Source organism: Bacillus sp. 5w2, assembly GCF_054353775.1.
On the sequence record NZ_JBTIWT010000019.1, the window covers coordinates 1 to 12998 of the forward strand.

The 12998-nt window shown below is 36.7% G+C and carries 10 protein-coding genes and 1 pseudogene; 3 read left to right on the forward strand and 8 right to left on the reverse strand.

Going from position 1 to position 12998, the window contains the following annotated elements; all coding sequences use genetic code 11:
• The 4 genes and pseudogenes from exsA to nadB form a co-directional block, all read right to left on the reverse strand.
• A pseudogene (gene exsA / locus ACXY7N_RS24095) lies at positions 1 to 896 on the reverse strand (spore coat assembly protein ExsA); the annotation flags it as partial.
• 279 nt (positions 897 to 1175) lie between these two features.
• Positions 1176 to 2282 (reverse strand): quinolinate synthase NadA, encoded by a 1107-nt coding sequence (gene nadA, locus ACXY7N_RS24100; protein WP_488592645.1) that lies wholly within the window; start codon positions 2280 to 2282, stop codon positions 1176 to 1178.
• A 30-nt stretch (positions 2283 to 2312) separates the two neighbouring features.
• A complete protein-coding gene (gene nadC, locus ACXY7N_RS24105; protein WP_098560915.1) occupies positions 2313 to 3146 on the reverse strand; it encodes a carboxylating nicotinate-nucleotide diphosphorylase in 834 nt (277 codons plus the stop codon).
• 19 nt (positions 3147 to 3165) lie between these two features.
• Positions 3166 to 4695, reverse strand: coding sequence for an L-aspartate oxidase (gene nadB, locus ACXY7N_RS24110; RefSeq protein WP_016086151.1), 1530 nt, complete (start codon positions 4693 to 4695; stop codon positions 3166 to 3168).
• Between the two features lie 152 nt (positions 4696 to 4847).
• Between nadB and ACXY7N_RS24115 the strand changes: the two genes are divergently transcribed.
• The 3 genes from ACXY7N_RS24115 to ACXY7N_RS24125 all read left to right on the forward strand — a co-directional run bounded on the left by ACXY7N_RS24115 (position 4848) and on the right by ACXY7N_RS24125 (position 7269).
• Entirely contained in the window at positions 4848 to 5990 is a 1143-nt protein-coding gene (locus ACXY7N_RS24115; RefSeq protein WP_016135378.1) for an IscS subfamily cysteine desulfurase, read from the forward strand.
• Positions 5990 to 6532: a transcription repressor NadR gene (locus ACXY7N_RS24120; protein ID WP_016086149.1), complete on the forward strand. Its 543-nt coding sequence runs from the start codon at positions 5990 to 5992 to the stop codon at positions 6530 to 6532. The genes ACXY7N_RS24115 and ACXY7N_RS24120 overlap by 1 nt, the downstream gene beginning before the upstream one ends.
• Before the next feature lie 89 nt (positions 6533 to 6621).
• A complete protein-coding gene (locus ACXY7N_RS24125) occupies positions 6622 to 7269 on the forward strand; it encodes an MOSC domain-containing protein (protein ID WP_016135379.1) in 648 nt (215 codons plus the stop codon).
• 93 nt (positions 7270 to 7362) lie between these two features.
• Here the strand turns inward: ACXY7N_RS24125 and pheA are convergent, their stop codons facing one another.
• The 4 genes from pheA to ACXY7N_RS24145 all read right to left on the reverse strand — a co-directional run bounded on the left by pheA (position 7363) and on the right by ACXY7N_RS24145 (position 12947).
• Positions 7363 to 8214, reverse strand: a complete 852-nt coding sequence (pheA, locus tag ACXY7N_RS24130; protein WP_016086147.1) for a prephenate dehydratase — start codon at positions 8212 to 8214, stop codon at positions 7363 to 7365.
• Positions 8215 to 8310: 96 nt separating this feature from the next.
• On the reverse strand, positions 8311 to 10224 hold the full coding sequence (locus ACXY7N_RS24135) for an ABC transporter permease (RefSeq protein WP_488592646.1): 1914 nt from the start codon (positions 10222 to 10224) through the stop codon (positions 8311 to 8313).
• 49 nt (positions 10225 to 10273) lie between these two features.
• Positions 10274 to 12196: an FtsX-like permease family protein gene (locus ACXY7N_RS24140; RefSeq protein ID WP_488592647.1), complete on the reverse strand. Its 1923-nt coding sequence runs from the start codon at positions 12194 to 12196 to the stop codon at positions 10274 to 10276.
• A complete protein-coding gene (locus ACXY7N_RS24145; protein WP_000114530.1) occupies positions 12171 to 12947 on the reverse strand; it encodes an ABC transporter ATP-binding protein in 777 nt (258 codons plus the stop codon). The genes ACXY7N_RS24140 and ACXY7N_RS24145 overlap by 26 nt, the downstream gene beginning before the upstream one ends.
• Positions 12948 to 12998: the final 51 nt, after the last annotated feature.

Consider the following 12998-nt stretch of genomic DNA (forward strand, 5'->3'; position numbering starts at 1 on the left):
ACTTGCGGTGATACTATGTTTCCTATATTTTCTTTCTTTACTTGCGGTGATACTATGTTTCCTATATTTTCTTTCTTTACTTGCGGTGATACTATATTTCCTATATTTTCTTTCTTTACTTGCGGTGATATTATATTTCCTATATTCTCTTTCTTCACTTGCGGTGATACTATATTTCCTACGTTCTCTTTCTTCACTTGTGGTGACACTATGTTATCTTTTTTCGTTTGCGGAGAAATGACGTTATTAGGTTTCATTTTAGTAATTTGAGGAGCAATTAACTCGCTTCCTTTTTTAATTACATCTGAAATTTTATATTCTTTCTTCGCTTTTATTGGTGGTTGCGGCGGCTGTGGTAATACATTTACCGAAAACTTCGTGTTTTCTTTTTCTGCTGGTTTTTGTTTTTCTATAACAGGTGGTTTTTGAATAACAGACGGTTTTTCAACTGGCTTTTCTTTTTGCACTTCTTTTTGTGGCTTTACCTGTACTTCTTTTTGCGGTTTCACTTGCATTTCCTTCTGCGGCTTTACCTGTACTTCTTTTTGTGGTTTTACTTGCACTTCTTTTTGTGTTTGTTGCATAGCAGGTTGCTGTGTAATGGGTGCTGATTGATACGTAACTTCTTCTTCATCTTCTATTCCAAGTGGCGTTGGTGTTGCTGCAAATTCTTTTTGCTGTACTTCTTTTACATATTGTTTTGGAGGTGCTGAACCTGCCCCAGCCTGTTGTTTTACGTGGACGCTGTTTGATGGTACTTTAATTTTCATACCTGGCATGATTAAATCCGGATTACTAAGTTGTGTATTTGTTTGTTTCAGCGTGTCAAAATCCACTCCGTACTTTTTCGCAATTTTCCAAAGGGTATCCCCTTTTTGCACGATATGAATTTTCAAATTTTCCCCCTCCTGTATAACTTATCTATAAGTAACAAATCTCATGAAGTAACCCTTTCTAAATAACGTTAACTTCTTTTCACTTGTATCACTTCTTCGATTTTCAATATCATTAGAAGTGGAATAAGCATAAAGTGAAACTTTAATCAGTGCGCACCAATCGGGCTGCCCATTAATGTGGGATAAAAAAATCGCAATGATTTCTTCAAAACAATGTATGCCCATTTCGTTCTCGTTATGATTATATGCATGAAAAAAAGCAACAGAAATACCGTTGCTTCACACACGCTCTAACATGCGATTTAATGCAAGAATTGCTTCTTCCGTTACTTGTGTATCAACGCTAATAACGTTAATTTCTTCTCCTCTTTCTACCGTTTCAAGCACCCATAATAAGTGCGGCAGATCAATTCGGTTCATCGTTAAACATGGACACATAAATGGATTAAGTGAAACAATTTCTTTATCTGGATGTTGCTGAATAATTCGGTTCACTAAATTCATCTCTGTACCAATTGCCCATTTACTACCAGATGGTGCTGATTCAATCATATCAATAATATATTTCGTTGACCCTGCATAATCCGAAGCAGCTACAACTTCATAACAACATTCCGGATGTACAATAATATTCATATTCGGATGATTTTTTCGTACATTCTCAATATTTTTCACTGTAAAGTTTTGATGTACCGAACAATGACCTTTCCATAAAATCACTTGAATTTCTTCTATATCTCCATCATACTCTAATGAATCTGTATGCGGGTCCCATACTGCCATTTTATCTAACGGGATACCTAAATCGTACGCTGTATTTCTTCCTAAATGTTGGTCTGGTAAAAAGACGAGACGCTCTTTTTGTGTAAACGCCCAAGATACCATTTGTTTTGCATTTGAAGAAGTTACTGTTGCTCCTCGGTTACGACCACAAAATGCTTTAATGGCAGCTGTAGAGTTTACATACGTTAACGGAATCATCGTATCTCCAAATAATTTCGTGAGCTCTTTCCACGCTCTTTCTGTTTGTTCAATATCTGCCATATCTGCCATCGAACAACCTGCGCGCATATCTGGTAAGATGACAACTTGTTCATCCGTCGTTAACATATCTGCTGTTTCTGCCATAAAATGAACGCCACAAAATACAATATATTTCGCCTCTTTATTACTTGCTGCAACTTGTGCAAGCTGCAGCGAATCTCCTGCTGCATCTGAAAATTGTACCACTTCATCTTTTTGGTAATGGTGCCCTGGAATAAATAACGTTTCCCCCATTTTTTCTTTAATTTCACGAACACGCTTTTCCATATCTTCTGTTGACATCGTGTGATAACGCTCCGGTAACATCGTTTCAATCGGTTGCACTTTTTCTAAAATACTCATATTTCTTTCTCCCCCTCTAAGCCACTTTCCTTACGCCTCAATATTGAAACTAATATCAAGTGCTTTCACTGAATGTGTTAACGCTCCAAGTGAAATATAATCTACCCCTGTTTTTCCGTATTTCGATAAATCTTCAATCGTAATGCCTCCTGAAGCTTCTGTAACGATGGCACTTGGCACAATCTTTGAAAACTCTCGAATCTCATCTGGCGTACGGTTATCAAACATAATAATATCTGCACCAGCAGCTACAGCCTCTCTCACTTGCTCCTCTGTTTCTGTCTCCACTTCCACTTTCACCATATGCCCTACTTTTTCTTTCACCGATGTAACAGCTTTCGTAATAGAACCTGCAAAAGCAATATGATTGTCTTTAATCATGACACCATCATATAAACCGAAACGGTGGTTAAATCCGCCTCCGCACAAGACTGCATACTTATCAAACATACGGATTCCCGGCATCGTTTTTCTCGTATCACAAATGCGTGTATGGCTGCTATCTAAAGCAAGAACAGCTTCATGTGTCATTGTAGCTATCCCGCTCATACGCTGGATAACGTTTAATATAACGCGCTCTGCCGTTAATAACGAAGCAATTGGCCCTTGCACAGTTGCGATTATTTCGCCCTTTTCTACAAGATCTCCATCTTTTTTATGAAGCTCCACTTCAATTCTCTCATCAATTAATTTAAATCCTTCTTCAATGACTAAACGCCCCGCAAAGACCCCTGTATCCTTCGCAAGAAACGTTCCTTTTGAAAGTAAATTGTCTGGAAAAATAAGCTGAGATGTTACATCTCTTTCTCCTATATCTTCTAGAAAAAATCGATTTAATGCTTCTTTCACTTTTATCGTATTCATAAAGCCCCTCTTCCCCTCATCACACAAGTTGTAGTTTTCTTTTCACTCGAACGATCTCTTTTTTTACGCTATTTCTATCTGGATAATCACTTCGATAATGACCACCAATGCTTTCTTCTCTTTGCAAAGCTGATACAACTATAAGCTCACAGGCCGTTAACATATTAATAATCGTTATCTCTTCATTCGTAAGAGCATCATGTTGTAGTATCATATTTCGAACACCATACTTACTAAGCCATCTCTTTGCATAAGATAAACTTTGCTCTGTTCGTACAATCCCAACATATTTCATCATGCATTCTTGTATTTCTTCTTTCGCCGGCAAATGCTTGAGAACGATAAACTTCTTTTCCTTCTCAGCCAAGTTGTTCAATCTTTCTTTTGTCGCTTTCGTTAAAATATGTTGTCCTATTCTTTTTCCAAACACAAGACCTTCTAATAATGAATTACTTGCTAATCTATTTGCTCCATGAACACCATTACAAGCTACTTCTCCGATCGCATATAAATTTGGAATGGACGTCTCTCCATCACAGTTCGTTTTCACGCCGCCCATATGAAAATGAGCACCAGGTACGACTGGAATGCATTTGTCATTTATATCGACACCATTCTTTTTACACAATGATGATACAGTCGGAAAACGTTCTTCGAAATTTTGGATAGACTCGATATTCAAATACACTTTCTCACCTGCCAAAAGCTGTTCATGGATCGCTCTTGCCACTACATCACGCGGTGCGAGATCGTGATCAGGATGTATATCCATCATAAAACGCTGCCCTTTTCCATTTATAAGGACAGCTCCTTCTCCGCGAACTGCTTCAGAGACGAGGCCGCAGCATCGCTCGATCGCGTATAACATTGTCGGATGAAATTGTACAAACTCTAAATCTACGAGCTCCCCGCCTGCGCGGTACACCATCGCAAGTCCATCACCCGTAATTGTCTTGTCGTTAGAAGTAAAGGCGTATAAACCACCAATCCCTCCTGTTGCTAACACCGTATAATCTGCAACGTAACGCTTCAATTCTCCTTTACTATTACGAGTTAAAGCCCCGATACATTTATCATTTTCTATAATAAAATCGAGCACCATTTCCTGTTCCACTACCGTAACGTGCGGGGCTACTTCTTGAATGAAATGCTCTAATAAATTCTTTCCTGTCGCATCGCCACCTGCATGTAAAATACGACGCTTGCGATGTGCACCTTCTTTTCCAAGATGAGGACCCGTTTCATCTCCATCAAATTTCATTCCATTTTCAATGAGATTATTCATTTCTTTCGGTCCTTCCTCGACTAAATAACGGACCACTTCTTCCTTGTTATAATGACATCCTGCTACTAACGTATCTTCAAAATGATCATTTGGATTGTCATATGTAGCAACCGCTGCGGCAATTCCACCTTGCGCTAAATATGTATTATTATTACGATTTGTTTCCTTTGTGATAATAATCACATTCTTTTCGTGACAAATCTCTTTCGCAACACGAAGTGCCGCAACGCCACTTCCAATAATTAAGACATCTGCACTTGGCATAATTGTTGCCTCCTACTTTACACTTTTCAACTGTCTTGACACCTATATTTACATAGTTTTAAAATAATGACAAGAGTTTTTTTATAATTCTTATTTTCACTACCATTTAAAAAACAAAAGAAATGTAACTCTTACTAGAGAGAGGACTTTACATGATGATATATCTTGACTATGCAGCTACTACACCTATGAGCGTGGAAGCATTACAAACATATATGAAAGCAGCAACGCAATACTTCGGAAATGAACAAAGTTTACACGACATTGGAGGAACAGCCTCTTCTTTATTACACGTTTGCAGAAAAACATTTGCTGACATGATTGGTGGAAAAGAGCAGGGGGTATTCTTCACGAGCGGCGGGTCAGAATCGAACTACCTTGCGATTCAATCCCTTCTCAACGCCCAAAATAAGAAGCATATTATTACGACACCTATGGAACATGCATCCATTCGAAGTTATTTTCAATCCTTACAATCAAAAGGGTATACGATTACTGAAATTCCTGTTGATAAAAATGGACTCATTCGTTTAGTAGATTTAGAAGCAGCTATTACAGAAGATACTGTTCTAGCGAGTATACAGCACGGAAACTCTGAAATCGGAACCGTTCAAAATATCGCAGAGATCGGGGCACTTTTAAAAAAATATAACGTTTTATTTCATTCAGATTGTGTGCAAACATTTGGTAAACTTCCTATCCATGTTTTTGAGATGGGGATTGATAGTCTTTCTGTTTCAGCACATAAAATATACGGACCAAAGGGTGTTGGCGCTTGCTATATCAATCCGCAAGTTCGCTGGACACAAATATTCCCGGGAACTTCTCACGAAAAAGGATTTCGTCCAGGTACGGTAAACGTTCCTGGCATCGCATCTTTTTTAACAGCTGCTGAGAATATATTAAAAAATCAACAGGAAGAAAGTTTACGTTTTAAAGAGTTACGATCCTACTTTTTAGAGCAATTACAAACACTTCCGCTAGAAATTGAAGTAGAAGGTCATTCTACTTCTTGTTTACCACATATTATTGGGGTTACAATAAAAGGAATAGAAGGTCAGTATACAATGCTAGAATGTAATCGTCGCGGTATTGCCATTTCCACGGGAAGTGCTTGCCAAGTCGGTAAACAAGAACCTTCGAAAACAATGCTTGCAATTGGAAAAACGTATGAAGAGGCAAAACAATATGTCCGCTTCTCTTTCGGACAACAAACAACGAAAGATCAAATTGATACTACTATTCATGCACTACACACAATTGGAAATCAATTTTATAGAGGTGTTAAATCATAATGAAACAAAATGAACAAAAAAAGATTTTAGGTGAAGAAAGACGACAGCTTATCCTTAAGTGGCTTCTTGCTGCAAATGAACCGTTATCCGGGAATGAGCTATCGAAAAAGACAAACGTAAGTAGACAAGTTATCGTGCAAGATATTTCCTTGCTTAAAGCACGAAACGAACCGATTATTGCAACTGCTCAAGGTTATTTATATTTAAAACCGCAAGAGAAACAACAAGCTTTCGAACGCGTAATCGTATGCCAACATAAACCAGCAGAAGTACGTCAAGAACTTACAATGCTTGTTGATCACGGCGTTACGATTAAAGATGTAAAAGTTGAGCATCCTGTATACGGTGACTTAACAGCATCTATTATGGTAAGTAATCGCTTTGATGTAGAACAGTATCTACAAAAAATCGAAAACACAAATGCTTCCTATCTTTCACAACTAACAGATGGTATTCACTTACATACAATTGAAGCGGATTCTAAAGAAAAGTTAGATGCTGCTTGCGAGGCTTTAGATAAAGCAGGATTTCTCGTTTATTAATTAATGCAAAGCACAGAGTTTTTATAATTCTCTGTGCTTTTATTTTGTAAATGATATAATATTGTAATCAATTATAAAGGAGATCAAATATGGGAATTGAACTCGTTCACTTTAGCATTGGCAAACCGAAACAAATGAAATATGGCGAAGATAAAGAAATGATATCAGGTATATGTAAAGATTCTACGGAAGAAGCTTTCCTCTCAAAAGATGGCTTCCTTGGCGATGATGTAGCGGATTTAAAACACCACGGGGGACCTGATCGTGCTGTTTGTGTATACCCATATGAACATTACGCACTATGGGAAAAGGAATTCCAAACAACACTTCCAGCTTCCACATTTGGCGAAAACATTACCGTAACAAATATGTTAGAGCGTGATGTTTGCATCGGAGATACTTATCAACTAGGTGAAGCAATCATTCAAGTGACACAAGCTCGCGTACCTTGTAGCACTATTTCAAAACGCCTCGGTATTCCTGGCATACTGCCGCGCATTGTAGCAACTGGATTTACTGGCTACCTATGCCGCGTTCTTCAGGAAGGTACTGTACGTAAAGATTCAAAAATTACATTACTAGAACGTCAACCGAGCAATGTTTCTGTTTTGTTCTCTAACGAAATCTATTTTCATAATAGAAAAGATAAAGACGGTATTGAAAAAGTTCTTTCTGTTCCAGAACTAGCTGATATTTGGCGTGGTCAGTTAGAAGATCGTCTTGCGAAGTTAAAATAAAGAATCCCACCATTTATAGGTGGGATTTTATTTATCTATCAGACGGTATACTAGCGACTGAACTTATATCGAATTAACTACAAATACTCCCCTTTACAACCAATAAGAAGAATAACTCCCCAGCACCGTAACAGAAAAACCAAGTGCTTCAAGTTCCATCGTTACGCCTGGCAATAATACGTCATCGTATGCTTTATCGACATCGATTAAGAAAAAGTAATTTCCAAGTCCTGTTTTCATCGGGCGAGATTCGATTTTGGATAAGTTTAATTTTCTCCATGCGAAAGCTGATAACACTTGATATAGCGCTCCTGCATAATCCGCAGGTAACGTTATCATAAGCGTCGTTTTCTCCCCGCGATTTTCTCCGTTATTTGGGAGTACCGCTTTCTTTTTCTTATGCAAAACAAGGAAACGTGTATGATTGTTTTTATGCGTATGAATACCACTTCTTACAATTGCTAATCCGTATTTTTCTGCTGCTGCTTCGTTTGCAATAGCAGCGATTTTTTCTTCAGGATGTTCTTTTACATATTGTGCAGCAGCACTTGTTGATGTCATATCTCGAACGGTTACCCCTTTTAGTTCTTCATTTAAAAACTTATGACATTGTGCAATAGCGTGCGGATGAGAATGCACTGCATATACTTCTTCCCACACTTCTGCATATTGCGGATGTACAAGTAAATGCTGCTGAATCGGTACTGTAATTTCTCCTACAATGGAAAGCGGTTGTTCATGTACGAGATAATCGACTGTTATGTTTACTGAACCTTCAATCGCATTTTCTAGCGGTACAACTGCGAAATCTACATTTTCATTTGCGGCTGCATCTATACAATCTGGAATCGTTCGATACGGTACATGCTCTGCTTCCGGAAAAAAACGACTCACCGCCATATTTGTAAATGTTGCTTCTGGTCCTAAATATCCTACTCGAATCATCGTCTTTTCCCCTCTTTTTCGTTTTCTTACTGTTATACCATACTTTTTTATATTCTTCTATGTAAATTTCGAATATTTAAAAAAGACTAGCATGCGCTAGTCTAAATGTTTCTTATATTCTCTTTGAGCGAAAAAGAAATAAACGATGCATGCAGCGATATAAAATAGAATAAACAAGCCTACTTTTCGTAACGAACCATCCATAAAGATCGTATTATGAAACGTATATAACGCAACTGCACTATGCATACTTCCTACTATAATTGGCGCAAAAAATAGCATACACAATTGCCAACGAGAAACCTTCCACACTTCTTCCTTCGTCATTCCAAGTTTAGAAAGTGCCCCGTACTGCTTTCGATCGGATGCAATATTATGAAACCATTTAAAATATACGATACTACATGAAGTAAGAAAGAATAATATACTAATGAATGAACCTACAAATAAAGTAATATCGCCAAACTCTTTCATATTCACATATAACTCCATATTACTTCGAAATGCATTATTATCATCTTGTTTCATATGTTTCCGTAAATCTCCATTTAATTTTTTCGTATTTTCGATATTGGGTAATGTGTATCCTCGATATATCATTTTTTCAGAATCCGGAACCTTATTTGCTATACTGTCAAAATCTTCATCATTCATAACGAAAAACAAACCGTTAATGTGCGCGAGGTGATAATTAAATCGCGCCCCTTCTTTCTGACCGTTAAATACGAATGGATACGTTTGATTCATTACTTTTAATTGAATCTCTTTTTGATTATATACATTCGGATAATTACTTTTATTATAATAAACAAGTGTAACTGTACCTTTTTTCGGATGATATATTTTCTTTTTTTGTTTTCTCGCTTCTTGATTGTATTCACTTTCCTTTATAAGCGGTGCAACTTCGATTTCTCCCTTATTAGACTGGAAGGATGCATACACTCCAACAAAACTCATAGATTGAAAGTCATCATACCCATATTGATGCAATAATTGTTCAACCGCACCTTCCGCAAAGACTTCATGAGAAGAAGTACCTTTTTCTATGTAAGAAAATGAGTGCGCCCCCCCATCCCGCCACATATCTTGCATACCCGAAAAATATAAGAACACCGTACCTGTTGCCGTAACTACAAACGTCGTTGCCATCGACATTAGAAAGAAAAAACGACCATTTTCCTTCATTCGATGTGACAATTGATTCACTATAAATAAGTACGGATATGTATACATAATCTTTTTATTTCGTTTAATCATTTCTAACAATTGGATTGTACCGTGTGTAAAAGAAAAGTACGTACCGAAAAAGACAAGTATAGACACAGGAAAAAAGTATAACGCTATCGTTGGCATCGTCGCTTGTAACGCTAACACATATCCTACTACTAAACAAATAAAGCCGAATATACAAAGCCACATTGATGTTTTCTTCTCTTTTTTATCCGTTCGAAAGCCCTTCAACAACCGAATGATTTTTATATTCCATATACGTAAAGCACTTATAAAAGATAACAGAATAAAAACAACCATATATGTAATAAACGTTACCCCAATCGCTTTCACGTCAAATATGACAGGGAGTTCTTTCGGAAGACGCATTAGCATACTAATCACCATAAAAAAGAGTTTCAAAAAGATCATGCCAATCCCTATACCGAAAATATTAGCAAATACCCCAATCAATATTTGCTCGGTCATAATTACTCCTATTACGTTAGATTTCGTTGCTCCCATTAACATATATAATCCTAATTCTTTCTTACGTGCCTCTATGAAAATAGAAATAGAGTACAAAATAAATATAATGAAAAAAGAAATGATTATAACATTACATACGATAAGTCCCCAGCGTACGTTTTGATACCACAGTGTCTCTTGCATATACGGATGTACAATAACAGACATGTATGCAAAAGACGCAAATATTGCAAAACAACTGCTTAAGAAAAACACTTTATAATTACGCCAATTTCCTTTTATATTTTGCAGCGCTAGTTGCCGAATGTTCATCTATCGTCCCCCTATAACTTACTACATAGGCAAAAAGCTAGAGGTTTCTCTAGCTTTGCACGTGTTTCAAATATCCTCTCTGCGCGATCATAAAGTAAATCGCAGAAGCTACAATGTATGCTCCAATTACAATCGCACCTGATTTCCATAAATCGAGATAAAGCATTTTCCCTAACGTATGAAGAGCAAATCCACTATGAATGGCACCGATTACAATTGGGATAAAGAAGATAACGCCCATTTGTCGAATTGCAATTTTACGAATTTCTTTATCTGTCATACCGATTCTCTTTAACGATTTAAATTGAATACGATCTTGTTCTTTATCGTTAAACCATTTAAAGTATGTCATACTACAAGCGAAGAAGAAGAACAGTACAGCTACAAAGAAACCGATAAACATCGTAATTGCTCCTGATTCTCTTATATTTTTATAAGCGAGCACCGAGTTATTTAATTCCTCTTGCTTATCTGGTGCAACTTCCTTTTTCAAATCTAACACAAGGTCTTCGGTACTTTTCCAGTCTTCTATATAATAACCGTAATATTTCGTCTTTTCTTCATCTGGTACAAGCTTTGCGTATTTCTCAAAATCTTGATCATTCACAATGAGATATTCACCATCATTAAAAACAGAAAATGGAGTTGGCTCATTTAATTGAACAGATTGCTTTTGTCCGTTAATTTTAATTTCATACGGTTTCGAACGATCTATCTTCATCATATCGTTCGCCATATCCATTATGACCATCGTTGCACTACCTGGTGCATTATGAACTTCTCTAACTTGCTCTCTCTTTTGTTTACGTGCTTCAGCATTATATTCTTTTTCTGAAACAATCGCCATCGGTACTTCATGCTCACTGTTAAACATCGTGATTTTTTGAGTTCCAGGAAGTTTTACATACGTTACTTCTCGCGCTTCTTCAAATCCGTGTTTTTTTATTAATTCTTTTGTTTTCCCTTCTTTTATGACATTATGCGTATGAATGCCTTTTTCCTCATACGAAATAGCATGCGGGGTACTAGTTACTGCCTTATAACTCATATCCTCAAAAAATACGTACAGTGTACCAACTGCCGAAGATACAACCGCCGTAATGATAGAAATTACAAATAGAAAACGAGCATTATCTTTCATTTTATAAATAAGATTGCTAAGTACGAACATGTTTGGATATGTATAAAAAGATCTTTTTCTTTTTTGCAGTGCTTTTAATACGACTGTACTACCTTGTGTAAACAGTAAATAAGTTCCGCCTATCGTCAGCCCTACAATCGGTAAAAACAGTATGATAAAATTCATAAATGTCACTTGGAAGCTAAGTACATATGCAACAATAATACATCCTATACCAACTACACATAACGATGTAAATGCAAAAGGTTCTACTTTTTGTTTTCTTGCTTCTCTTAATAAATCAATAATTTGCAAGCGTCCTACTGTCCAAACGCTAAACAATGATAGGATTAAAAATAGAATAAAGTATACACCCGCTGTAATCAAAACCGCTTTACTATTCCATACGAGTGGAAGTGTTTTATCTATTTTCAATATTACGCTTAATGCTTGGAAGAATAATTTTGAACAAAGCATACCAAGCCCAATACCTACTATAATTGCAATACTACCTAACATAAGCTGTTCTAATATAATCATTCGGCCAAGTTGAGATTTTGTTCCGCCTATTAATGTTAGTAGACCAAACTCTTTTTTCCTTGCTCGTAAAAATGTTGAATTTGCATATAAAATAAAAAGTGCTGAGAAGATGACTACAATATAATTCATCGATTCTAATCCTTTTGAAATCATCTCCCTCATACTAATATTACCGCTTACGACATCTGGATGATAAATAAAGGAAGCATACATGAAAAATACGACAATCGATAAACAGCTACTAATAAGGAAAGCTTTATAATTACGCCAATTTCCTTTTACATTACTAAGCGCGAGCTGGCGAAAGTTCATGATATTCTCCTCCTAGCATCGCAAGTACGTCCAGAATTTCTTGGAAAAAGGCTTGCTTCGTTCTTCCTTTATGTATTTCTGAGAAAATCTCTCCATCGCGAATGAAAAGAATACGTTCGCAATAACTCGCCGCTACTGGATCATGCGTAACCATTGCAATGGTTACTTTCTTTTGTTCATGTAGGTCTTGTAACGCGCTCATTAATGATTTCGCCGACTTTGAATCTAAGTTTCCAGTTGGCTCATCCGCTAAAATTAACGTCGGTTCATGAATAATCGCTCTCGCAGCTGCTGCACGTTGTTGTTGTCCGCCTGATACTTCATACACTTTTTTATTTAAAATTTCTTCGATATTTAAAAACTTTGCAATCTCAAGCACTTTCGCATCGATTTCATTTACAGATTTCTTCGCCATTACAAGCGGTAAAATAATATTTTCTTTAATCGATAACGTATCAAGTAAGTTAAAATCTTGGAAGATGAATCCTAAATGTGTACGGCGAAACTCCGCTAATTTTGCGGCACGCATTTGATTAATTTCTTCACCATTTACAAGCACATGACCTGAAGTTTGTTTATCAATTGTTGCTAATAAATTTAAAAGCGTTGTTTTCCCGCTCCCTGAAGGACCCATAATCCCTACAAATTCGCCTTCTTCTATTTTAAAATTTATATCGTTTAAAGCAGTCGTCGCTACTGAACCTTTTGATTGGTACACCTTCGTTAATCCTTTTACTTCAAGAACACTCATTTCTAATCCCCCTACGTGTTTTCTTCTTACATTTACTATAAGAAAAATAAG